Origin of the sequence: Lysinibacillus sp. FSL M8-0337 (assembly GCF_038593855.1) — a bacterium.
GTDB lineage: Bacteria > Bacillota > Bacilli > Bacillales_A > Planococcaceae > Lysinibacillus > Lysinibacillus sphaericus_D.
This window is the reverse complement of sequence record NZ_CP151996.1, coordinates 44,029-67,413: the sequence shown is the minus strand read 5'-3', so window position 1 is coordinate 67,413 and position 23,385 is coordinate 44,029. Positions and strand designations below refer to the sequence as shown.

Sequence of the window (23,385 nt, the reverse complement as noted above, 5' to 3'; positions counted from 1 at the left end):
ATAGGAGGAAAAATAATTATGAAATCAACAGGTATTGTTCGTAAAGTCGATGAATTAGGTCGTGTGGTAATTCCAATCGAACTTCGTCGTACATTAGGTATCGCTGAAAAAGACGCTTTAGAAATCTACGTAGATGATGACAAAATCATTCTAAAAAAATATATGCCTAACATGACTTGTGCTGTTACTGGTGAAGTTTCTGATGATAACTTCCGTCTAGTTGGAGGCAAATTAATTTTAAGCCCTGAAGGCGCAGAAATGTTAATGAAAGAAATCCAATCTAGCTTAAAAAAATAAACCCATTCCTGCACCTAAATCGACAACAGCGGTTTAGGTGTTTTTATTATTTGATAAAAATTTCTTTTTATAATGGAAAAGTTTTATATATACTTCCCATATAATGTCCATGTCAGACCTCTTTTATTAAGATTACCCGTTTTTACAATTATTATCAATTTAAACATGAACGTTTTAATAGAGATAATCACTCTCAATCGTTATAAATTGGCGAATATTGTATTTTCATAATAAAAAAAGATTGCCTCTATGGAGACAACCTTTACTACTCACTCACTATGGTATTCGTTATAAATATCACGCTTCGCTACTTGGCGCAGTTTTGCAACTTCTTTTATTGCTTCCTTAGAAGTAACGCCTGATTCGGCAATAATATAATCAACATGTTCCACTACATTCATGGCAATCCAATAGGCATCTTCTTGCATATCGTCTTCTGCATTTTGATTTCCTTCCAATACAATACAAAACTCTCCGCGGATTTCTTCAGTTTGAGACCATTCCACCGCTTCTGTTATAGTACCACGAAGAAACTCTTCGAATTTTTTTGTCAGTTCACGCGCAAGCACAATACGACGGTTACCAAGAATTAATTCCATATCCTTTAGTGTTTCTTTTAAACGATGGGGAGCCTCGTAAAATAAGATGGTTTCTTGTCTTTTTTTTAATTGCTCTAATTGTTGTCGTCTCTCTTTTTTTCCACGATTTAAAAACCCGTAAAAGAAAAAGGGTTGTGGTGTTAAACCAGAAGCAATTAAAGCAGAAATTGCGGCATTCGCACCTGGTATTGGTACTACAGCTATTCCTTCGGCAATTGCCTTACTAACAATATCTGCCCCTGGGTCCGAAATACAAGGTAAACCAGCATCACTTACTAATGCCACCGTCTTTCCTTGACGTAAAAAGCTAAGTAGCTTCTCTCCCCCGGCATCAATATTATGTTCGTGATAACTTACAAGTGGTGTTTCAATGTCAAAATAGTTGCATAGCTTCTTTGTATTCCGTGTATCTTCAGCAGCGATTACATCCGCTTCCTTTAAAATTCGTAGTGCACGTACACTCATATCCTCTAAATTGCCAATGGGTGTTGCGACAAGATATAAATGTCCTTGATGATCCTGCATCGTACTTTTTTGTGATTTCACGATTTACCCCTCCCTATATAGTTCGTTTTTTGCGCCCGTGTTAACTGCTTAAAAGCATATTCTGCCCGCATCGCTTCTTGTTTTGTGTCGAAAGCTTCGACATAAATACATTCAACCGGCCCTCTAGCCCGTGTATATTTGGCACCTTTCCCTGCATTATGTGCGGCAACACGCTTTTCTACATTAGTTGTATATCCTGCATAATATGACTTGTCCGCACATTCTAACACATAGAAGAAATGACTATTCGTTTTGTCCATAAAGCATTGCTCTCACTTCAGCTGTATATTCATTATTTGAATCGTAGACATACAGTGGGGGTAATATTTTCAAATCTGGTTTACCATCCTTTATTGCTTCGATTAATAAAGTATTGGCTTCCTTCCCTACTTTCGGATAAATCAGTTGCATTCGTTTTGGTTCTAATCGATTTGCTCGCATAGCTGTGACAATATCCAATAAGCGACCAGGGCGATGTACAAATGCTGCTTTTCCACCTTGTTTTAATAATCTACTTGCGGATTGCACCGCTTCATCGAGTGTTAAATGTAACTCATGTCGAGCAATCGCGTAATGTTCAGATAAATTTTTATCACTTGCTTCATGCGCTAAAAAATATGGCGGATTACAAGTCACTACATCATATTTTTCTATTCCTAATTGAGATGGAATTTCCTTTACATCACCAAGTACCATATTGATTTGTTGCGCTAAGTTATTATACCGAATACTTCGCTCTGCCATGTCAAATAAACGAGGCTGTAATTCTACACCCGTAATATGTCCTTTCGTTCTAGCACTTAAAAATAACGGAATGACACCATTACCTGAGCATAAATCAACTATTTCCCCTTTATAATAAGGTACATTGACAAATTTCGAAAGTAACACTGCATCCAATGAGAAAGAAAAGACAGATGGGCTTTGAATAATACGTAAATTCTCTGCCAACAAATAATCTAATCTTTCATCATCCTTCAACCAATTTTCCATGAGCCTTCCTCCTACTATACAAAACAAAAGACTGATACCACCAAAGCGGGAATCAGTCTTCTATTACACATTTTGCTTATTTAAAAATGATAGACAAAACAGACAATCTTCACCTTTACGTGAACTTCCAAAATGAACATGACAAACGTGGAAGCCCTCCTGGTATAGACGTGCTAAGTTATCATATCCCTCGCCAATATCTAATGGATTCTCTTTCTTCTCATCTGTAGCCTGTACGGTGTTCTCTTTAGAAAGTAGTTCTTCTAGACGTGTACGAAGGTGATGATTTTCTGTTTCGAGTGCCTTATGTTCTTCCATCATTAACGCTACAAATTGCTTCAATGCACCAAATTGCGCCTGCATTGCTTCGAGCTGTTGTTCGAACTCCATAACGGTATCTAAGAAATTACGGTCCTTCACCCAAGCCACCTCGTTAAATTCTCTATCTTATATAAGATTTTTTTCGCATGCTAGCAGTTCTTCGAGCGTATACTCAACCGTGCGCTCTTGCTCCTGTAAATATACTTGAATAAGTCTTTCTAGCACATTTAAACCAACAACTCTCCCACGGCCATCTGGTGTCATTGTCATTTCACCAATATCTGGCATACCCTCTTTTGCTTCTTCGTATTCATCGTTTTCATACTTCAAGCAGCACATTAAACGACCACATAACCCAGATATTTTAGATGGGTTTAAAGATAAATTCTGATCTTTTGCCATTTTAATAGACACCGGATCAAAATCACCTAAAAATGTTGAACAGCATAGCATTCGGCCACAAGGACCAATACCACCTAATAATTTTGCTTCATCTCTCACACCAATTTGGCGGAGCTCGATACGCGTTCTAAAAACAGATGCTAAATCTTTTACTAAGTCCCTGAAGTCAACACGACCTTCTGCCGTAAAGTAAAAGATAATTTTATTGCGATCAAATGTATATTCAACATCAACAAGTTTCATCTCTAGTTTATGTTCTATAATTTTTGCATTTGCTAGCTCAAATGCACGTTTTGACTCAATCGCATTTTCTTCAACTTGAATACGATCACGTTCATCTGCTGGTCGTAGTACTTGTTTAAGTGGCAATACTACATCATTTTCCCCTACTACTTTTTGAGGGACAACCACTTTACCGTATTCTACACCACGAGCTGTCTCTACAATGACATATTGACTGTCCTCTAGTAGAAATGATGCTGGATCGAAATAATATATTTTACCCGCCTTTTTAAAGCGGATTCCTACTACATTATACAAATGTATATCCCTCCTGCAGATTTAGCATTAGCTGCTCCATCATTAACGTCCTATTCATGTTACGCTGTAAAGATGCACGCGCCTGTAAAATGGACTCCATTTGACTAGATAGGCGTTCAAAAGTCGAATGTAACGCAGCTTCTTTAAACGTCTGTAACATGTCTGGATAAGTACAAGCTGCTTCGGGATTAGCTTTTATTGACACTATATCACGGTAAGCAAATAGTAGTAAATCCAATGCTTGCTCCATTTCGCTTTTTTCCTTAAATAGTGGCAACCATTCCTCATGTACAACTATCATGGCTTCATGTACATTTTGGCGAATTGCCTCTACTAATTTTAACACTGTTTTTCGAGCCTGTGCAAACTGCTCATCTTTTGCTAAAAAAATAGCGGTTTCGAGCTCGTTCGTCATCATGCTAACCGTAGAAGCCATGGAGTGGGGAACGTCATTTTCTTGCAAATGCTTTAACAACAATTGACGCGGCATTTTTTGAAACTTAATATGCTGACAGCGCGAACGAATCGTAGGCAATATTGATTGCATCTGCTCTGTTAACAAAATAGCCGTAACTTCTCCATCGGGTTCCTCTAAAAATTTTAATATCATATTAGCAGATGCGATATTTAAACGATCTGCATGATGAAGTACGTATATTTTACGTCCTTGCTCAATACCCATCATTTTCATTTCAGAAATAAGATCACGTATTTGATCAATTTTAATAAATTGACCTTCCGGATAGATTTCGTGAATATTCGGATGATTTCCCGACTCAACTCGTCTGCAATTTCGACATGTTTCACATGGAACATTTTCATGTGGGTGTTCACATAGCATTAATTTTACAAAAAAATGCATAATATCCACTTTCCCTGTTCCTTTTTCGCCATCAAAAATGTATGCATGGGCTAATCTATTTTTGTCAAAAATCGTTTGAAGCTGCTTCATTACGACTGGCTGTAGTGTGAAAAGCTCTTCAACATTCTTCGCCATTTTTATTATATTCCTTCCTATATCTATAAAGCCTTATGGACTTGTACATGAAATTTATTTTTGGTAGAAGAAACGAACGCTTTACCCATTGTGATAGTAAAGAGTAAATCCTACTGATTAAATTTGAAAAAAGCCCGCGCCTACAAGTGAACAAGACACGGGTTTTACATATATAAATTAATTAATAGACCTTTAATCTCACCGATTTTGTCGAGAAGGTCAATTGCTTCCTTTTCTTCATCTAAAATATCTTGTGCAAGCTCCACAAGACGCGTATCAATTGTCTCAATAATTTTCAATCGTCTTCCTTCACCAAAGCGATTCCACGTATGCGATTGTTTTAATTCCATACCATGCTCGACAGTTTCCTGTAAGAAACGCTTCACAAGCATTTTAAAACGAGCAAGCTCTCTCAAATTACGGGACCTTGCCACACGGTCACCAGCAGTTGAAATATCCCCCAACAATCGTGTTAGTTGTTCGGTTTGCAATTTGGAGCCTTGCTTGACGACCATATCACCAAATCGGTTATTTGGATTATTATTTTGTAGAGGCTCCTTACGATTAGTATTGATCCCGACACGTATATCTTGATTGATCTTCAAGCTTCATTCGCCCCCAATTGCTTTATTATCAATGTCATCTATAGTTGTAAATTATTACTGCCAGTTTGGCAATGCTCACTAAATATTAAATACTGTTAAAAGTGGTGAAATTGTTCAATCGGTAAAACAAAGACGGTAGCGCCCCCTACCTCTACCTCCACTGGATATGGGATATAGGAATCTGCATTACCACCTAATGGTGATACGGGTGCAACCAATTGTTCACGTGCTCGACAATTATCACGGATAATATCTAAAACTTTGGGTATGAGAGAGTCTTCTGTTCCAATTAGAAATGTCGTATTACCAGAGCGTAAAAAACCCCCTGTACTCGCTAATTTTGTTGCGCGAAACTGATTTTTCGTTAAAGCATTTGATAAGCGGCTACTATCCTGATCTTGTACAACAGCTACGACTAACTTCATTCGCACTCACCCCTTTATATAATTGGCCTTGATAGAATTTATTCAAAACAGCAACATCGTCCAACAATTTCAATCCATACGTTGAAAGAAAAGACGCTAGCAACGTTCATGTTAAAAAACTTTGCGACGATTTAACTTTATTCGTACGCGTATCAGATGAAAGTAGGCATATTGCATTCTTCTTAGCACTTATAAGGTAAAGTTTTCTTTTATCCGATGCAGTAAATGGGTCATCAGATGTTACCATTATATCACAATATGGTAGTTAACTTCATGTTTTTACTGCATTGCCTTATACACTATTGCCCATACATCTTCAACTACATGCTCCATACTTTGGTCCGCATTAACGACTCTTATACGTTCTGGATAACGTTTTACTAATTGTAAATATCCTTCACGCACCTTTTGATGAAAGGCCAAACTTTCAACATCAAGGCGGTTTACTTCACGATCTCCATGAGCGTGTATACGTGCTAAACCAACCTCTGGTGAAATATCAAATAGGATAGTTAAATCAGGTAATTTTTTCCCTATTGCAAACTCATTAATAGAGAGTACCTCATCTACACCAATGCCACGCGCATATCCTTGGTAAGCTAACGATGAATCAATAAATCGATCACAAATAACCATCTTACCAGCATCTAAAGCGGGTCTTACTTTTTCAAAGTAATGCTGACTTCTCGCTGCTGCGTACAATAATGCTTCCGTCCGTTCATCCATTGCTGTGTGTTCCGGATTTAAAATGATTGTTCGAATTTTTTCGGCGATTTCAATACCTCCAGGTTCTCTCGTTGCTAAAACATCTATATTTTCTTGTGCTAATCGTTCAGCTATTTTTTTAATGATGGTTGTTTTCCCGGCACCTTCTGGACCTTCAAATGTAATAAATAAATTGCAATTCATGCTGTTATTGCCTCCAACTATTTAATGACCTCGATCATTTTTTCCTCTAACCTGTGATTTCCTTGAAATGTTGCGCCTGTTGCAAGTAATTCCTCCAACTGACTTAGTTTAGCTACCGTAATTTTTTCTCCCGGAATGAGCAATGGGATGCCAGGAGGGTAAGGAATAATCATACTTGCAGCCGTACGTCCCATTGTCCGCATGTAGGGTAGCCATTCCTTCTTCATATTGGCAATTTCATCAAATGAATATGCTGGTTCCGTAATAGCTGCGAAACTGTAGGCAGTGTGCGAAACCGTTTGTATTTCTGTTTTGTCAGTGTTTAATAATGCTGTTACAGCCTCTTTTATACGTACACGAATCTCTGCAAACGGAAAACTATACCCTTGTTTTAAAAGTGGCAGTACAAGTAATACCTGATGAGCATCGGCAAGTTCTGCATATACATGCTTCGCTTCTAATGCTTCCTGTAGTTGATAGCCACTATAACCTTTAACGCGAAGCAATAATTTTATAGGGTCGTCTACCTCAATTACTTCAAGCGAACCGATTGAACGTAATGCATCAATCCATTGATTTTTTTTCTCTATTATATATGCACCATCGCTCTCCATATATGTCTGTATATAATAGCGTGCATCATCCAAAGAAGCTAACAATACATAAGATGGACTGCTGGATTGTAACATGCGTAAATAGTGATGGATACGATCAACATTGACTAATTGTGAGTTCACATGCATAAAAGATGCCATTGTCATAGCAGGCAATGTTTTGTGTGCTGACTGCACAACAACATCGGCGCCGAAGGTTAAAGCAGATGGCTGGAATAAAGAACAAGCATTAAAATGAGCCCCATGCGCCTCATCTACTAAAACGGGTATATTTTTTTCATGACAATATGCTATTTGCTGTGATATTTCTTTTGATGTCATACCGTAATATGTTGGATACGTTAAAACAACTGCCTTTGCATCTGGATAGTCATTAACTGCCTGCTTTAGATCGTGATAGGAAACATGTGTTGCAGTTAATGTTCGGTCGTCCCAAAGAGGAGAAACATAAACAGCCTTCGCTCCAACAAGCTCAATTGCATGAAAAATAGACTTATGAGCATTACGTTGTACAATGATTGTATCGCCTCTTTTACATGTAGCATATATCATCGCTAAATTCCCAACTGTTGAGCCACCTACTAAAAAAAAGCTTTTCATCGCACCATATGTTTCAGCTAGTAAATTTTCAGCCTCTAAAACCATTTCTTCAGGATAGTGTAAGTCATCCAGTCCTGTTAACTCTGTTACGTCGTATCGCATAACATCTTTAAAAGCCTGTGGTAAATGTGATAATTCTCCATGTTTATGTCCCGGTACATGAAAGGATATATTTTGTTGTTGTCGAAAACGCTCTAAACCTTCTACAATTGGCTTTTTCTTTTGCAAAACAAGACACCCTTTTTTCGTTTATTATATTCTTTAATTATACGGGATTATGGCAGGATAAAAAAGCTATCCTACAAAATAGGATAGCTTAAGATTTAGAACGCAAAAATAACTATAAAACAGCATTTGATTTTCATTCTAACTGCTACACCGATTCAATGATTGCCAATAAATTAACTATAGAATTGGCATGATAGGAATATGCAAAAAAGCTATTATATTTACTTCCTAAATAAGAATGGCCTTCCTCAATATAGCAAATTCTTTAAATATCTCTATTTTCATCGCTTTCACCATTTGCAATACTTACTATCTATTTCTTACTGACTGTATTGATATATGATGCCACCCAGGTTATAAACAATATATATGTTGGTTATAGTAGCTGGACTATGAGATAGATTATAAGGTCTCCTACTTTTTTGGCTTGCAACTAATTATGACATAGATAGCAATGGGCTATAGTATTATTTTTTTATTTCTATAAATTATTTAACTTTCCCCTAGCGATTTGAAAACGTTATGATTTTAAATAAAAAAAGACCGAAGATTTCTCTTCGATCTTTTTAAGTTGCCTAGCGACGTCCTACTCTCACAGGGGGAAGCCCCCAACTACCATCGGCGCTAAAGAGCTTAACTTCCGTGTTCGGTATGGGAACGGGTGTGACCTCTTTGCCATCATCACTAGACTATATTCGACCTCCAATACACGGCGTATTACTGTGTCTTGAAGCTCTCTTTTTAGAAAGGTTGTTCTTTCAAAACTGGATAAACGTTCATTGAATGTTTCAAACTTTTTTGGTTAAGTCCTCGATCGATTAGTATTCGTCAGCTCCATGTGTCACCACACTTCCACCTCGAACCTATCTACCTCATCGTCTTTGAGGGATCTTACTTACTTGCGTAATGGGAAATCTCATCTTGAGGGGGGCTTCATGCTTAGATGCTTTCAGCACTTATCCCGTCCACACATAGCTACCCAGCGATGCCTTTGGCAAGACAACTGGTACACCAGCGGTGTGTCCATCCCGGTCCTCTCGTACTAAGGACAGCTCCTCTCAAATTTCCTACGCCCACGACGGATAGGGACCGAACTGTCTCACGACGTTCTGAACCCAGCTCGCGTACCGCTTTAATGGGCGAACAGCCCAACCCTTGGGACCGACTACAGCCCCAGGATGCGATGAGCCGACATCGAGGTGCCAAACCTCCCCGTCGATGTGGACTCTTGGGGGAGATAAGCCTGTTATCCCCGGGGTAGCTTTTATCCGTTGAGCGATGGCCCTTCCATGCGGAACCACCGGATCACTAAGCCCGTCTTTCGACCCTGCTCGACTTGTAGGTCTCGCAGTCAAGCTCCCTTGTGCCTTTACACTCTACGAATGATTTCCAACCATTCTGAGGGAACCTTTGGGCGCCTCCGTTACCTTTTAGGAGGCGACCGCCCCAGTCAAACTGTCCGCCTGACACTGTCTCCTGCCCCGCTAAGGGGCATGGGTTAGAATTTCAATACAACCAGGGTAGTATCCCACCGACGCCTCCTTCGAAGCTGGCGCTCCGAGATCTCTGGCTCCTACCTATCCTGTACAAGTTGTACCAAAATTCAATATCAGGCTACAGTAAAGCTCCACGGGGTCTTTCCGTCCTGTCGCGGGTAACCTGCATCTTCACAGGTACTATAATTTCACCGAGTCTCTCGTTGAGACAGTGCCCAGATCGTTACGCCTTTCGTGCGGGTCGGAACTTACCCGACAAGGAATTTCGCTACCTTAGGACCGTTATAGTTACGGCCGCCGTTTACTGGGGCTTCAATTCGCAGCTTCGCTTGCGCTAACCACTCCTCTTAACCTTCCAGCACCGGGCAGGCGTCAGCCCCTATACGTCACCTTACGGTTTTGCAGAGACCTGTGTTTTTGCTAAACAGTCGCCTGGGCCTATTCACTGCGGCTCTCATGCGCTTGCACGCTCAAGAGCACCCCTTCTCCCGAAGTTACGGGGTCATTTTGCCGAGTTCCTTAACGAGAGTTCTCTCGCACACCTTAGGATTCTCTCCTCGACTACCTGTGTCGGTTTGCGGTACGGGCACCTCTCACCTCGATAGAGGCTTTTCTTGGCAGTGTGAAATCAGGAACTTCGTCCATACGGACTCGCCATCACAGCTCAACGTTACAGTGTGCGGATTTGCCTACACACACGCCTTACTGCTTGGACGCGCACAACCAACGGCGCGCTTACCCTATCCTACTGCGTCCCCCCATTTCTCAAACGGTGAGGAGGTGGTACAGGAATATCAACCTGTTGTCCATCGCCTACGCCTATCGGCCTCGGCTTAGGTCCCGACTAACCCTGAGCGGACGAGCCTTCCTCAGGAAACCTTAGTCATACGGTGGACGGGATTCTCACCCGTCTTTCGCTACTCATACCGGCATTCTCACTTCTAAGCGCTCCACCAGTCCTTCCGGTCTGACTTCAACGCACTTAGAACGCTCTCCTACCACTGACATCGTAGATGTCAATCCACAGCTTCGGTGAATCGTTTAGCCCCGATACATTTTCGGCGCAGCGTCACTCGACCAGTGAGCTATTACGCACTCTTTAAATGATGGCTGCTTCTAAGCCAACATCCTGGTTGTCTGTGCAACGCCACATCCTTTTCCACTTAACGATTACTTTGGGACCTTAGCTGGTGGTCTGGGCTGTTTCCCTTTTGACTACGGATCTTATCACTCGCAGTCTGACTCCCGTGTATAAATATCTGGCATTCGGAGTTTGTCTGAATTCGGTAAACCGGGATGGCCCCCTAGTCCAAACAGTGCTCTACCTCCAGTATTCTCATCACGAGGCTAGCCCTAAAGCTATTTCGGAGAGAACCAGCTATCTCCAAGTTCGATTGGAATTTCTCCGCTACCCACACCTCATCCCCGCACTTTTCAACGTGCGTGGGTTCGGGCCTCCAGTAAGTGTTACCTCACCTTCACCCTGGACATGGGTAGATCACCTGGTTTCGGGTCTACGACCACGTACTAATTCGCCCTATTCAGACTCGCTTTCGCTGCGGCTCCGCCTTCTAAAGCTTAACCTCGCACGTAATCGTAACTCGCCGGTTCATTCTACAAAAGGCACGCTATCACCCATTAACGGGCTCTAACTACTTGTAGGCACACGGTTTCAGGATCTCTTTCACTCCCCTCCCGGGGTGCTTTTCACCTTTCCCTCACGGTACTGGTTCACTATCGGTCACTAGGTAGTATTTAGCCTTGGGAGATGGTCCTCCCGGATTCCGACGGAATTTCACGTGTTCCGCCGTACTCAGGATCCACTCTGGAGGGAATAAACTTTCGACTACAGGGCTTTTACCTGCTCTGGCGGACCTTTCCAAGTCGCTTCATCTAACTCATTCCTTTGTAACTCCGTATAGAGTGTCCTACAACCCCAAGAGGCAAGCCTCTTGGTTTGGGCTCTTCCCGTTTCGCTCGCCGCTACTCAGGGAATCGATTTTTCTTTCTCTTCCTCCAGGTACTTAGATGTTTCAGTTCCCTGGGTCTGCCTTCAAGACGCTATGTATTCACGTCAAGATACTACGCGATTAAACGTAGTGGGTTCCCCCATTCGGAAATCTCCGGATCAAAGCTCACTTACAGCTCCCCGAAGCATATCGGTGTTAGTGCCGTCCTTCTTCGGCTCCTAGTGCCAAGGCATTCGCCGTGCGCCCTTAATAACTTAACCTAGTTATTAAGCCTAAAAACTTAATTTAAAAAATAAATGTGTTTGTTACAATTTCAATGTCGTTTTATCCAGTTTTCAAAGAACAAGTTTTGAAGTATTTCATCGTAATGATGAACCTTCAAAACTGAACGCAAAACGTAATCTTACAAACCCAAGGTTTGTATTCCGAAAATATCCTTAGAAAGGAGGTGATCCAGCCGCACCTTCCGATACGGCTACCTTGTTACGACTTCACCCCAATCATCTATCCCACCTTCGGCGGCTGGCTCCAAAAGGTTACCTCACCGACTTCGGGTGTTACAAACTCTCGTGGTGTGACGGGCGGTGTGTACAAGGCCCGGGAACGTATTCACCGCGGCATGCTGATCCGCGATTACTAGCGATTCCGGCTTCATGTAGGCGAGTTGCAGCCTACAATCCGAACTGAGAACGACTTTATCGGATTAGCTCCCTCTCGCGAGTTGGCAACCGTTTGTATCGTCCATTGTAGCACGTGTGTAGCCCAGGTCATAAGGGGCATGATGATTTGACGTCATCCCCACCTTCCTCCGGTTTGTCACCGGCAGTCACCTTAGAGTGCCCAACTAAATGATGGCAACTAAGATCAAGGGTTGCGCTCGTTGCGGGACTTAACCCAACATCTCACGACACGAGCTGACGACAACCATGCACCACCTGTCACCGTTGTCCCCGAAGGGAAAACCATATCTCTACAGTGGTCAACGGGATGTCAAGACCTGGTAAGGTTCTTCGCGTTGCTTCGAATTAAACCACATGCTCCACCGCTTGTGCGGGCCCCCGTCAATTCCTTTGAGTTTCAGTCTTGCGACCGTACTCCCCAGGCGGAGTGCTTAATGCGTTAGCTGCAGCACTAAGGGGCGGAAACCCCCTAACACTTAGCACTCATCGTTTACGGCGTGGACTACCAGGGTATCTAATCCTGTTTGCTCCCCACGCTTTCGCGCCTCAGTGTCAGTTACAGACCAGATAGTCGCCTTCGCCACTGGTGTTCCTCCAAATCTCTACGCATTTCACCGCTACACTTGGAATTCCACTATCCTCTTCTGCACTCAAGTCTCCCAGTTTCCAATGACCCTCCACGGTTGAGCCGTGGGCTTTCACATCAGACTTAAGAAACCACCTGCGCGCGCTTTACGCCCAATAATTCCGGACAACGCTTGCCACCTACGTATTACCGCGGCTGCTGGCACGTAGTTAGCCGTGGCTTTCTAATAAGGTACCGTCAAGGTACAGCCAGTTACTACTGTACTTGTTCTTCCCTTACAACAGAGTTTTACGAACCGAAATCCTTCTTCACTCACGCGGCGTTGCTCCATCAGGCTTTCGCCCATTGTGGAAGATTCCCTACTGCTGCCTCCCGTAGGAGTCTGGGCCGTGTCTCAGTCCCAGTGTGGCCGATCACCCTCTCAGGTCGGCTACGCATCGTCGCCTTGGTGAGCCGTTACCTCACCAACTAGCTAATGCGCCGCGGGCCCATCCTATAGCGACAGCCGAAACCGTCTTTCAGTATTGTCCCATGAGGAACAATAGATTATTCGGTATTAGCCCCGGTTTCCCGGAGTTATCCCAAACTATAAGGTAGGTTGCCCACGTGTTACTCACCCGTCCGCCGCTAACGTCAAAGGAGCAAGCTCCTTCTCTGTTCGCTCGACTTGCATGTATTAGGCACGCCGCCAGCGTTCGTCCTGAGCCAGGATCAAACTCTCCATAAAAGAAATTTGATTAGCTCAAATTGTTTTGCTGGCATCAATTTTGATGTCCAAAATTTTGTTTCATTCACTAACAAAGTTAGCTAGTAAAAACTATATTGATTACGTTTTGCTTGTTCAGTTTTCAAGGTTCATTTTGTCGCCGTTTGTTTCAGCAACTCTTATATAATACCATCTTTTCAAATCGATGTCAACAGTTTATTTTAAATTGTTTTTTGTTTTATATAAGTTGTTTCAGTTGTTATCTTAACGACTCTTATTACTATATCATAATATTTATAGTTTGCAAGCCTTTTATAAAAATAATATTAAAAAAGTGATTCCTAGTACACCTGGAATGCCCAACAATGCAATTGTGAAAACGGAAAACAGATTAATTGGTACATTATAACCGCTATAACCAACACCTAAATGAATAATGAATAATAATAAAAATGCAAATGCAAATCGGAACCAAAATACTGATAATCCTTCTAATACTTTACCCAATTTAATGTGTCTTCCTACTATATAAAGAAAAAGAAGCGCTACAGGAACACAAATACTCACAATTACAGTCCACGGCATATGCTTGCCCCCTTCGATCATAATTATGTAATTTTATGATTCCTATAGCACATCTATAACTCTACAATCATTATTTTATTAGTACTCGTCGAATTCTAGCTTCTTTAAATAAATAAAAATGAATACTCTCTGCTGCTTTTCGCTGTGCAATAACTTCTAAATCATAATCATTTAATAATTCTTCAATCAATTTTGCTTGTTGTAAATCTTCTTTTGTTTGTTTAATAAGATTAACAAGCTTTTCGTCAAATTCTCTTTTTAGCTTTCCTTTATTGCGGAAGAACATTTCAATCCCTCACTCATAACTCTCGGCGGCCTTCCATTGCCTTCGATAACGTTACTTCATCAGCATATTCTAAATCTCCACCTACTGGTAATCCGTGCGCAATGCGTGTTGTGCGGATGCCAGATGGTTTAACAAGACGAGAGATGTACATAGCCGTCGCTTCTCCTTCAATAGTAGAATTGGTTGCTAAAATAAGCTCCTGCACAGTTTCATCTTGTAAGCGTACTAACAGTGAGGCTACATTAATATCCTCCGGACCGATACCATCCATTGGTGAAATAGCCCCCTGTAACACATGGTACTTACCATGGTAATCACGCATTTTTTCCATTGCAATAACGTCCTTTGTATCTTGAACAACGCAAATTACTGAGGCATCGCGTTGTTTATCGGTACAAATATGACATGGGTCTACATCGGTAATATTGCCACAAACAGAGCAATAACTTAAATTACGTTTTGCATCTATTAAAGCTTTGGAAAAAGAAAGAACGTCATCTTCTTTCATTGTTAACACAAAAAACGCCAGTCGGGCCGCGGTTTTTGGCCCGATACCTGGCAATTTCATAAAACTATCGATTAATTTTGATATTGGTTCTGGGTAATACATATTGTTACCTCCTAGAATGGAAGGTTCATGCCTTGCGTAAATTTACCCATTGTTGCATTTGTTTTTTCTTCTACTTTTTTAAGTGCTTCATTCGTTGCAACAACAATTAAATCTTGTAACATTTCGATATCGTCAGGATCTACTACTGAAGTATCAAGATTCACTTCTACTACTTCACGTTGACCTGTAACTGTTACTTTCACCATACCGCCGCCAGCAACACCTTCAAATTGTTCAGCATTTAAAGCTTCTTGAGCTTCCATCATTTCTTTTTGCATTTTTTGCATTTTTTTCATCATGCCTTGCATATTTCCCATTCCACGCATAACCTATTCCTCCTAAGTAATCAGTCTTCAATAATTTCAATAAAATCCTTACCGAACAGCTTTTCCGCTTCCGTCACTAATGGATCTTGTGATGCCAGCGGCTGCGCATCATCGATAAAAGGTTCTTCTGGCATTTCTGCCGGTGGTGGTTCCAATAATTCAACATTCGGATCATCGTTAGCTAGTGTTGCTTTCTTTTGTTGTAATCCGTGATCACGAATGAACTCTTCACGCAACTTTAACCATGTTTCTTCTGGCGTACAAAGCATTTCATACATTGTGCCTGTTTGACCTGCAATAAGTTGTGTGAATTGAGCTTTTAGCATTTGATTATCAGCGACCATTTGACAATGAATATCATACTTGAATTTTAACACAAAAGCACTCGAAGATGCCGCAACAGGTTCAGCTTCTGCTAAAAGAGCTGATTGTGACTTTTGCAATTGATTTAATGCCTGCGCCCATACACCCTTTACACGCTGTACATCTTGCTTTGTCGCATCCTTTAGCACTTCTTGGATACGACCAGTAGGCGCTTTATAACCATTTGGACTTTTTGCACGCGGACGTTGTTCTTTGGCAACCTGAGCTGCTTGCGACGGCGCACCATTTTGTAATTGTAAGGATAATTGTTGCACCATTTGCTCAAGCGCAATGATTTTTTGCGCAAGTTCTGGACTCATTACCGCTTCACTTGATGGGGCAGTTTGATTGACTACGCCACCCGAAAACTGTGTCATTTTTAGCAATGCTGTTTCCAAATAGATTTTCGTATGGTGCGAGAAACGCATTTCTTGTTGTGTTTTCGCTAAAATGTCGATGTAGCCGTAAAGCATATCTGGAGCAAAGTCATGTGCCAATGCAAATACGCGCTCCTCAGGTGATACTAACTCTAATAGTTCAGCTAAATTCTCACTTGTTTGTAGAAGAAGTAAATCGCGGAAAAATGTGATTAAATCCTCTGATAAGCGCAACGGATCCTTCCCATCTGCGATTAGTTGCTCTAACAGGGCAAGCATTTGTGCCACATCTTTGACCTTTAAAGCTTCAGCTAAATCATAGAAAACATCCTGACTAATTGAGCCTGTGACTAGTAGAGCATCCTCTAGTTTCAACATTTCACCGCTAAAGGATACAACTTGGTCCAACAAGCTCAATGCATCACGCATACCGCCTGCTGCTGACTGCGCAATCACTTTTAGTCCTTGTTCTTCAAATGGGAGTTCAATATCTTCTAGTACGACCTTCATGCGCTCGATTATATCGTTAGTTGAAAGTCGCTTGAAATCAAAACGTTGGCAACGTGAAATAATCGTTGCAGGTAATTTATGAGGTTCTGTTGTTGCTAAAATAAATACAGCGTGTGGTGGTGGTTCTTCTAGCGTTTTTAAAAGCGCATTGAAGGCACTTGTAGACAGCATATGCACTTCATCAATAATGTACACTTTAAACCTACTACTGGCTGGAGCAAAACGTACCTTTTCAATAATGTCCCGTATTTCTTCAACACGTGAATTAGAAGCCGCATCAAATTCAATAACATCAGGATGAGAACCATCTGTAATGCTTAAACAAGTTGCACACTCATTACAAGGTTCGCTTGCTGGAGCATGCTCGCAGTTTAAAGCCTTAGCAAAAATTTTAGCTGTACTTGTTTTCCCTGTACCCCGAGGTCCGGAAAACAAGTAAGCATGAGTTGTTTTATTCGCTAGGAGAGCATTTTGCAGCGTTCTTTTGACATGCGCTTGACCTGACATTTCTCGGAAAGATTGTGGTCTATACACACGATAAAATGCTTGATACGTCAATGATTTCCTCTCCCCTTCTTTTTCAATATTAATAAAACCATTATAGCATCGGCAGCCTTGTTTATAAAACCGTGTCCTATTTTATAATATAAAAAAACGCACTCGCCTACAGTAGACGAATGCGTTTAAATTGGCAATTTAATGCCGTGCACCTTTCTTCGACAGCCGCACATAAGCGTTACTCTTGTCGTTAGCTCAGATTAGGCAACCCCGCGGCACATGAATAAGACCACTTAATGCTGCTTCCTTCCGGACCTGACATGGTTCATGGGTATCCATTGCGCAGGACCCAATCGTCAACACTACGTGCAAAAGGCAGACCAAACAATACGGACAGCCTCGAAAAAGGAATTCAGTCTCGCTAGAGCGGATTGCGAGTTACAGGACACCGCTACCTTCCCACCTAGCACGGCAATAACTAGTATACTTTCAGTTTGTATAAATTGCAACGAATTGCACAAATTATTTAAGTACATTCCTAATGAATAAAAATTAATTTTTAAAAACCTAATATTTTTTCAAAAAGATGTTGACGTCAAAATAAAATCATGATAAATTAGTTCTTGTCGATAAGACATCAAAGCAATATAGTATGGAGGTATACCCAAGTCTGGCTGAAGGGATCGGTCTTGAAAACCGACAGGCGGGTAACACCGCGCGGGGGTTCGAATCCCTCTACCTCCTCCAGTTTTTTTAAATCCGACTACACGATGTAGCCGTTTTTTTTTGCTTAAAAAATTGTATGTCATACTTATTAAATACCACTTCCGATTCGGTTGTGGTATTTTTTTATTAGCAATCTTGCTCTTAAATACTTTAGGAAGGATATTTAATATGTATTCCAAAGCCTTTATTTCTCGTAGTTCCCTCACGTGGATTATATCCATCGCTTTATTAACGGCTATCGGTAGTGAAATTAAAATCATTCCTTTCGCCAATACTTCTTTTCGCTTTGGTCTCGGGACAATTATATTCTTTTTATGCACCTTACTTAGACCGACACCAATTATTTTAGCCGGCATTGTAACCAGCATTGTAACGACCATTTTACGAATCGCTATTAGTTACTATACGCATAATACATCTTTAATAGATGGTATTTATAATCACTTACCTGCTGGGACATTTTATTTATTATTTGCAATATGCCTACAGCTTTTAAATATTCATCAATATCGTGAAAAGCCATTAAAGTTAGGATTACTAGTTGCCTTCAGCGAGGTTATTAGTAATTTAGCGGAACAATTGCTACGTTTCCTTGTCCAATCTTATACAATTTTATTTATTCATGACCTACTCATCCTATTAGCCGTTGCCCTGTTACGTAGTTTTTTTGTTGTTGGCATTTATAGCTCTATTGTCATTGCAGAGCAAAAAAAACGCGTGCAGGAAATGCTGACGATTGGTTCAGATTTATATGTAGAGACGCTCTATTTAAAAAAATCTATGAACCATATTGAAACGATTACTGCCAATGGGTTTGATTTGTATAGACAATTAAAAGCACAAGGCAATCGTTCAGAAAGTATACAAGCACTTCATATTGCCCAGGAAATTCATGAAGTCAAAAAAGATTCTCAGCGAATTTATGCGGGGATATCTAAAATTGTTGGGGACAAGAGCTTCGGCTCATTACGATTATCAGAATTATTACATTATATAGAAGACGGCAATCGCAAATACAGTGAGTTACTCGGTAAAGACATCCAGTTTAATATAAGTTTAGATACTGATTTTTTAACGAATGAGCATATTGCCTTGCTGGCACTATTAAATAATTTAACTGCTAATGCCATTGAAGCAATTGAAAAGCAAGGTATCGTATCTATTGATATTCAACAGCAGGAGGTTGATACTGTAATAACAGTAAGTGATGATGGAAAAGGCATCTCCGAAAGTGACCTTTCTATTATTTTTGAACCTGGCTATACGACGAAATATAATGTTGAAGGTGTAGCAGCTACAGGAATTGGACTATCACATGTCGCTGAATTAATTTCTAAATTAAATGGCTCCATTTCAGTTGAATCAAATAACTACAAAACGGTGTTTAAAATTATAATTCCTACGCAAACTATTCTAACGGGAGAGACTTAAATGAGGTATTTTATTGTAGATGATGATCGTGCAAGCCGCGTGATGCTAAAACAAATTATTGAAGATAGTGGTTTAGGTACAGTAATCGGCGAAGCACGTAATGGGGTGGATGCCATTCCACAAATATTAATGACACAACCTGAATTTGTACTAATCGACTTACTTATGCCTAAGCTAGATGGTATAGCAACGGTGGAGCATCTTCTTCAGAATCGATTTGAAGGACAGTTTATTATGATTTCACAAGTTGTTAATAAGGAAATGGTCGGTGAGGCCTATGAACAAGGGATAGATTTCTTTATTCATAAACCTATTAACCGTATTGAGGTTGAAAATGTTTTACGCAAAACAACGGAACAATTTCGCCTAAAAAATTCCCTATTAGTTATTCGACAATCACTAACGAACATCGATTTAAGTGAGCAAATAAACAATAAAGCCACATCGCGAGACCACATCCAATCCATCTTAAATGATATGGGGATTGTCGGTGAAATTGGAAGTGAGGATATTATAGCAATTATTGAAACATTGCTAGCTCATCAGCACAAAATTGCGCCACTTCCTCCATTAAAAGAGCTTTATGAGGAAATTGCAGCTGTCACAAAGTCAACTCCTGATGAAATATTAAAAGAGAGTAAAGCAATTGAACAGCGGGTACGTCGAACGATTTTAGCTGCCATGATAAATCTCGCCAATTTAGGCGTCGTTGATTATACAAACTCTGAATTTGAATATTATGCACCTCGATACTTTGACTTTAAAGAGATTCGTCAGCTTATGACGCAAATCGAAGACCATGGGAATCGCAAAGCAAAGGTCAATATTAAGAAGTTTATTCAGGTGTTATATTCAGACATTTTAACAAAAGTAAATTAATTTTCTCGGATTTTGTCGGATTTCATAAGTCCTCCGTATTATTAAAGTAAGGCGTGTCCTAAAAATTTTAATATAGGGGAGGAATTAAGATTTTGAAAAAGAAATTTAAAATCAGTTTAGCCGCTCAAATTTTAATCGGTTTGATTTTAGGGATAATTGTTGGTGGTATCTTTTATGGTAACCCCAAAGTTGAAACATATTTACAACCATTAGGAGATATCTTCCTACATCTAATTAAGATGATTGTAGTACCTATTATCATTTCGACTTTAATTGTTGGTGTTGCTGGAACTGGAGACATGAAACAGCTCGGAAGATTAGGCGGAAAAACGCTTATTTACTTTGAAATCATTACAACAGTAGCGATTGTTGTTGGATTACTTTCAGCAAACCTGTTCCATCCAGGTGCTGGCATCAATATGAACGAACTTTCGCAAGGGGATATTTCAAAATACGTTTCAACAACTGAAGAAGTACAGCATGAAGGTCCATTTGATATTATTGTAGGCATTGTACCGACAAATATTATTCAATCAATGGCTGAAGGCAATATGCTTGCCATCATCTTCTTCTCTGTTATTTTTGGTTTAGGGGTAGCTGCAATTGGAGAACGAGGTAAACCTGTATTGGACTTCTTCCAAGGTGTAGCAGATGCTATGTTCTGGGTAACGAACCTTGTGATGAAATTCGCTCCAATTGGGGTATTTGGTTTAATTGGTGTAACCGTTTCCAAATATGGGTTCGCTTCCCTCATACCTTTAGGTAAGCTTGCAATACTTGTATATGTCACAATGTTCTTCTTCATCTTTGTCATTCTTGGCCTTGTTGCAAAATTTGCCGGTGTCAACATTCTCTACTTAATTAGAGTGTTAAAAGATGAGTTAATTTTAGCCTTCTCCACTGCTAGCTCGGAAGCTGTATTACCACGAGTGATGTTGAAAATGGAGAAATTAGGTGCACCAAAAGATATTGTTTCCTTTGTTATTCCGACAGGCTATTCTTTTAACTTAGATGGTTCAACATTGTATCAAGCAATTGCCGCATTATTCATTGCCCAAATGTATGGTATTCACTTAAGCATCGGGGAACAAATTACATTAATGCTTGTATTAATGGTTACTTCTAAAGGGATTGCCGGTGTACCAGGCGTATCATTCGTTGTATTACTTGCCACTTTAGGTACTGTTGGTATTCCAATCGAAGGTTTAGCATTTATTGCTGGTATCGACCGTATCCTTGATATGGGACGAACAGTAGTTAACGTAATCGGAAACTCACTAGCTTCATTAGTAATGGCGAAATGGGAAGGCCGCTTCGATAAAGAAAAAATGAAAAACTACTTTAAAGAAAATGAAAATTTAGCATAAATTCATAAAAAATGCCTCACGATGGCTTATGACATCGTGAGGCATTTTTTTATTTTGTCAGTACTTTATCTAAATAAGCAATAATAGACGCTTTGCCATTGACATGGGCTTCTTGTGCGCGCACTTCATCCTTTTCGACTTTCGCCTCAGCGGCTGCAACAATACGCTCTGCATCCTCTTGAGGCACGACAATAACGCCATCTACATCTCCAATAATATAATCACCTGGTTGTACTGTTACACCGCCAATAGCGATTGGCACATTCACTTTACCACCGCCATTTTTATTGCCCGCTGCTACGGTTGTCCCAAGTGAAAATACAGGAAAATCTAGTTCTCGAATCGCAGCAATATCACGAATAACCCCGTCTACTACAAAGCCCTGTACACCCATACCCTTTGCTAAAGAAATAACAAAATCTCCTGCGACAGCACGATTTCTATTACCCTTTGCATCAATGACCAAAATATCACCCTCGCTAGCTCCTCGAATCGCTTCAAGTACAGCCCCATTTTCGCCATCAGGTAAACGGACGGTTACCGCTCGCCCTGCTATTTTAAAATGGTCTGCTAACGGTTTAATGTCACTGCGTAAATTTGTATGCCCCCCAGTTGCATCTGAAATTGCTGTCGTTGGTAAATGTTTAAAACTTATTTCCACTTTTGTCATACATAACACCCCTATTATGATTTATGAATACCTTACACAATTATTGTAAATAAAACACATCTACTATTTCAATATAATTCAGAAAATTTAGTAAAGTATATTTTTAAAAACGGTAGTAACTATTCGATTGTTTTTTATAGCAATATAAAAAACCTGAGGCAAATGTTCACGTCATGACTATTTGCCTCAGGCGTCTTTTAAATTATTTCAATAAATTGCTTAGACCGTTCATCTAATGCCTCTGCTGCAGAAGCGATTTCAGCAAAATCACTCGTCGTCACAGTAATCTGCCCATTCGTTTTTTCAATTTCTTCAGAAATTCGCGTGATGCTTTCAGTTACTTGCCCAATCTCGCGTACAATCCCTTCCACATTTTCTTTCACCTCTGAAATCGATTGCTCTACTCTTACGGACAGTTTTCGCACCTCTTTGGCGACAACATCAAAACCTCTGCCATACTCTCCAGCTCTTGCGGCTTCAATAGCTGCATTTAAAGCAAGTAAGTTTGTTTGGGAGGCAATACCTTGAATTGTTTTGACAATGCCTTTAATGGATTCTGCTTGATTTTGCAATTGATCTAAGTTTTTAACATTTTCCGAGGATTCTTTTGAAACTTGTTGAATTGTTTCAAGTAAATTTTCACTATTTTTAATACCTGCCTCTGAACGACTATACAGCTTAGTGGACATTTGCTTTAACTGATCTGCTACATTGACAATGGTGTTTTGACGTTCCGTAATATTTGTTGCTATTTTGGATACACCAATCACTTTTCTTGAATGACTATCAAATACTGGCATATAAGTAGCCTCTAGCCAAATACTATTTCCTTGAGCATCCATTCGTTCTACTTTATCTTGATAGCTCTTACCTGCTGCTAAATTACGCCAAAACCTCTCGTATTCAGGACTCTTTACGTAATTAGGAAAACAAAATTCCTTATGGTCTTTCCCCATCATTTTTTCTACTGTATAGCCCATTGTTTTCGCAAAAAGCTCATTTACATAAGCAACTTTTCGGTTCATATCAAATCGGATAATCGCTATATTACGCTCAATTGCTTGAACAACTAAATCATCTGTGACTTGTGTATCATTTTTTTGCATAACATCCACCTCTATCACTCTATTTTACTAGCGTTATCTCTAATTTACTTTCTTCTTTTTAAAAAATGCATTGTTATATATTATAATATATCTAATAGCGTCTTAAAAATACTATAAATTTGTATTTTTACTATTCT

21 protein-coding genes, 1 tRNA gene, 3 rRNA genes and 1 other RNA gene are annotated in these 23,385 nt (G+C 40.2%); 5 read left to right on the top strand and 21 right to left on the bottom strand.

Annotated features, from left to right (window positions below):
• Positions 1-18: 18 nt before the first annotated feature.
• A complete protein-coding gene (locus tag MKY08_RS00295; RefSeq protein WP_024362580.1) occupies positions 19-297 on the top strand; it encodes an AbrB/MazE/SpoVT family DNA-binding domain-containing protein in 279 nt (92 codons plus the stop codon).
• Positions 298-566: 269 nt separating this feature from the next.
• Here MKY08_RS00295 and rsmI read toward each other — a convergent pair whose 3' ends face one another.
• The 19 genes from rsmI to ffs form a co-directional block, all read right to left on the bottom strand.
• Positions 567-1,442: a 16S rRNA (cytidine(1402)-2'-O)-methyltransferase gene (gene rsmI / locus MKY08_RS00290; protein WP_069510811.1), complete on the bottom strand. Its 876-nt coding sequence runs from the start codon at positions 1,440-1,442 to the stop codon at positions 567-569.
• On the bottom strand, positions 1,439-1,702 hold the full coding sequence (locus MKY08_RS00285) for a GIY-YIG nuclease family protein (RefSeq protein WP_069510809.1): 264 nt from the start codon (positions 1,700-1,702) through the stop codon (positions 1,439-1,441). Before MKY08_RS00285 ends, rsmI begins: the two co-directional genes overlap by 4 nt.
• Entirely contained in the window at positions 1,686-2,435 is a 750-nt protein-coding gene (locus tag MKY08_RS00280; protein ID WP_069510807.1) for a tRNA1(Val) (adenine(37)-N6)-methyltransferase, read from the bottom strand. Before MKY08_RS00280 ends, MKY08_RS00285 begins: the two co-directional genes overlap by 17 nt.
• A 63-nt stretch (positions 2,436-2,498) precedes the next feature.
• Positions 2,499-2,855 (bottom strand): DNA replication initiation control protein YabA, encoded by a 357-nt coding sequence (gene yabA, locus MKY08_RS00275; protein ID WP_024362576.1) that lies wholly within the window; start codon positions 2,853-2,855, stop codon positions 2,499-2,501.
• 27 nt (positions 2,856-2,882) lie between these two features.
• On the bottom strand, positions 2,883-3,698 hold the full coding sequence (locus MKY08_RS00270) for a stage 0 sporulation family protein (protein WP_024362575.1): 816 nt from the start codon (positions 3,696-3,698) through the stop codon (positions 2,883-2,885).
• Positions 3,691-4,695, bottom strand: coding sequence for a DNA polymerase III subunit delta' (gene holB, locus MKY08_RS00265; protein WP_069510806.1), 1,005 nt, complete (start codon positions 4,693-4,695; stop codon positions 3,691-3,693). Before holB ends, MKY08_RS00270 begins: the two co-directional genes overlap by 8 nt.
• 164 nt (positions 4,696-4,859) lie before the next feature.
• Positions 4,860-5,300, bottom strand: coding sequence for a YaaR family protein (locus MKY08_RS00260; RefSeq protein WP_069510804.1), 441 nt, complete (start codon positions 5,298-5,300; stop codon positions 4,860-4,862).
• Positions 5,301-5,395: 95 nt separating this feature from the next.
• Positions 5,396-5,725 carry a cyclic-di-AMP receptor gene (locus tag MKY08_RS00255; RefSeq protein ID WP_024362572.1) on the bottom strand — a complete coding sequence of 110 codons (330 nt, stop codon included), beginning with the start codon at positions 5,723-5,725 and terminating at the stop codon, positions 5,396-5,398.
• A gap of 279 nt (positions 5,726-6,004) precedes the next feature.
• Positions 6,005-6,634, bottom strand: a complete 630-nt coding sequence (tmk, locus tag MKY08_RS00250) for a dTMP kinase (protein ID WP_069510802.1) — start codon at positions 6,632-6,634, stop codon at positions 6,005-6,007.
• A gap of 17 nt (positions 6,635-6,651) precedes the next feature.
• Complete coding sequence (locus MKY08_RS00245) at positions 6,652-8,076, bottom strand: aminotransferase class I/II-fold pyridoxal phosphate-dependent enzyme (RefSeq protein ID WP_069510800.1); 1,425 nt, start codon at positions 8,074-8,076, stop codon at positions 6,652-6,654.
• 573 nt (positions 8,077-8,649) lie between these two features.
• Positions 8,650-8,765 (bottom strand): 5S ribosomal RNA (rrf, locus tag MKY08_RS00240).
• A gap of 109 nt (positions 8,766-8,874) precedes the next feature.
• Positions 8,875-11,802 (bottom strand): 23S ribosomal RNA (locus tag MKY08_RS00235).
• A 181-nt stretch (positions 11,803-11,983) separates the two neighbouring features.
• Positions 11,984-13,535, bottom strand: a 16S ribosomal RNA gene (locus tag MKY08_RS00230).
• Together the 16S, 23S and 5S rRNA genes form the textbook arrangement of a ribosomal RNA operon.
• A 291-nt stretch (positions 13,536-13,826) precedes the next feature.
• Positions 13,827-14,099 carry a pro-sigmaK processing inhibitor BofA family protein gene (locus MKY08_RS00225; protein ID WP_024362957.1) on the bottom strand — a complete coding sequence of 91 codons (273 nt, stop codon included), beginning with the start codon at positions 14,097-14,099 and terminating at the stop codon, positions 13,827-13,829.
• A gap of 70 nt (positions 14,100-14,169) precedes the next feature.
• Positions 14,170-14,385, bottom strand: a complete 216-nt coding sequence (locus MKY08_RS00220; RefSeq protein WP_024362956.1) for a YaaL family protein — start codon at positions 14,383-14,385, stop codon at positions 14,170-14,172.
• 13 nt (positions 14,386-14,398) lie between these two features.
• Positions 14,399-14,995, bottom strand: coding sequence for a recombination mediator RecR (gene recR / locus MKY08_RS00215; protein WP_024362955.1), 597 nt, complete (start codon positions 14,993-14,995; stop codon positions 14,399-14,401).
• An 11-nt stretch (positions 14,996-15,006) separates the two neighbouring features.
• Complete coding sequence (locus MKY08_RS00210) at positions 15,007-15,321, bottom strand: YbaB/EbfC family nucleoid-associated protein (protein ID WP_024362954.1); 315 nt, start codon at positions 15,319-15,321, stop codon at positions 15,007-15,009.
• A 20-nt stretch (positions 15,322-15,341) separates the two neighbouring features.
• The gene (gene dnaX, locus MKY08_RS00205; RefSeq protein ID WP_069511010.1) at positions 15,342-17,129 is read right to left on the bottom strand and encodes a DNA polymerase III subunit gamma/tau; all 1,788 of its coding nucleotides are present in this window, start codon (positions 17,127-17,129) and stop codon (positions 15,342-15,344) included.
• A 144-nt stretch (positions 17,130-17,273) separates the two neighbouring features.
• Positions 17,274-17,541, bottom strand: an RNA gene (gene ffs / locus MKY08_RS00200) — signal recognition particle sRNA large type.
• Between the two features lie 182 nt (positions 17,542-17,723).
• Here ffs and MKY08_RS00195 point away from each other — a divergent pair.
• The 4 genes from MKY08_RS00195 to MKY08_RS00180 all read left to right on the top strand — a co-directional run bounded on the left by MKY08_RS00195 (position 17,724) and on the right by MKY08_RS00180 (position 21,472).
• A tRNA-Ser gene (locus MKY08_RS00195) sits at positions 17,724-17,816 on the top strand.
• A 147-nt stretch (positions 17,817-17,963) separates the two neighbouring features.
• Entirely contained in the window at positions 17,964-19,226 is a 1,263-nt protein-coding gene (locus tag MKY08_RS00190; protein WP_069511013.1) for an ATP-binding protein, read from the top strand.
• A complete protein-coding gene (locus MKY08_RS00185) occupies positions 19,227-20,105 on the top strand; it encodes a response regulator (RefSeq protein WP_024362951.1) in 879 nt (292 codons plus the stop codon). It begins immediately after the preceding gene.
• A gap of 92 nt (positions 20,106-20,197) precedes the next feature.
• Positions 20,198-21,472, top strand: a complete 1,275-nt coding sequence (locus MKY08_RS00180) for a cation:dicarboxylase symporter family transporter (protein WP_069511015.1) — start codon at positions 20,198-20,200, stop codon at positions 21,470-21,472.
• A 49-nt stretch (positions 21,473-21,521) separates the two neighbouring features.
• On the opposite strand, the gene MKY08_RS00175 is transcribed toward MKY08_RS00180, so the two are convergent.
• The gene (locus MKY08_RS00175; protein WP_069511017.1) at positions 21,522-22,142 is read right to left on the bottom strand and encodes an RraA family protein; all 621 of its coding nucleotides are present in this window, start codon (positions 22,140-22,142) and stop codon (positions 21,522-21,524) included.
• A gap of 197 nt (positions 22,143-22,339) precedes the next feature.
• A complete protein-coding gene (locus tag MKY08_RS00170; protein ID WP_069511020.1) occupies positions 22,340-23,248 on the bottom strand; it encodes a methyl-accepting chemotaxis protein in 909 nt (302 codons plus the stop codon).
• Between the last annotated feature and the right edge of the window lie 137 nt (positions 23,249-23,385).

Bases quoted from the DNA above. Each gene is read 5' to 3' on its own strand.
- MKY08_RS00285 (WP_069510809.1), bottom strand. From the start codon at position 1,702: ATGGACAAAACGAATAGTCATTTCTTCTATGTGTTAGAATGTGCGGAC.
- tmk (WP_069510802.1), bottom strand. From the start codon at position 6,634: ATGAATTGCAATTTATTTATTACATTTGAAGGTCCAGAAGGTGCCGGG.
- MKY08_RS00255 (WP_024362572.1), bottom strand. From the start codon at position 5,725: ATGAAGTTAGTCGTAGCTGTTGTACAAGATCAGGATAGTAGCCGCTTA.
- MKY08_RS00175 (WP_069511017.1), bottom strand. From the start codon at position 22,142: ATGACAAAAGTGGAAATAAGTTTTAAACATTTACCAACGACAGCAATT.
- MKY08_RS00210 (WP_024362954.1), bottom strand. From the start codon at position 15,321: ATGCGTGGAATGGGAAATATGCAAGGCATGATGAAAAAAATGCAAAAA.
- holB (WP_069510806.1), bottom strand. From the start codon at position 4,695: ATGGCGAAGAATGTTGAAGAGCTTTTCACACTACAGCCAGTCGTAATG.
- MKY08_RS00295 (WP_024362580.1), top strand. From the start codon at position 19: ATGAAATCAACAGGTATTGTTCGTAAAGTCGATGAATTAGGTCGTGTG.
- MKY08_RS00190 (WP_069511013.1), top strand. From the start codon at position 17,964: ATGTATTCCAAAGCCTTTATTTCTCGTAGTTCCCTCACGTGGATTATA.
- MKY08_RS00220 (WP_024362956.1), bottom strand. From the start codon at position 14,385: ATGTTCTTCCGCAATAAAGGAAAGCTAAAAAGAGAATTTGACGAAAAG.
- MKY08_RS00280 (WP_069510807.1), bottom strand. From the start codon at position 2,435: ATGGAAAATTGGTTGAAGGATGATGAAAGATTAGATTATTTGTTGGCA.
- MKY08_RS00170 (WP_069511020.1), bottom strand. From the start codon at position 23,248: ATGCAAAAAAATGATACACAAGTCACAGATGATTTAGTTGTTCAAGCA.
- MKY08_RS00225 (WP_024362957.1), bottom strand. From the start codon at position 14,099: ATGCCGTGGACTGTAATTGTGAGTATTTGTGTTCCTGTAGCGCTTCTT.
- MKY08_RS00185 (WP_024362951.1), top strand. From the start codon at position 19,227: ATGAGGTATTTTATTGTAGATGATGATCGTGCAAGCCGCGTGATGCTA.
- recR (WP_024362955.1), bottom strand. From the start codon at position 14,995: ATGTATTACCCAGAACCAATATCAAAATTAATCGATAGTTTTATGAAA.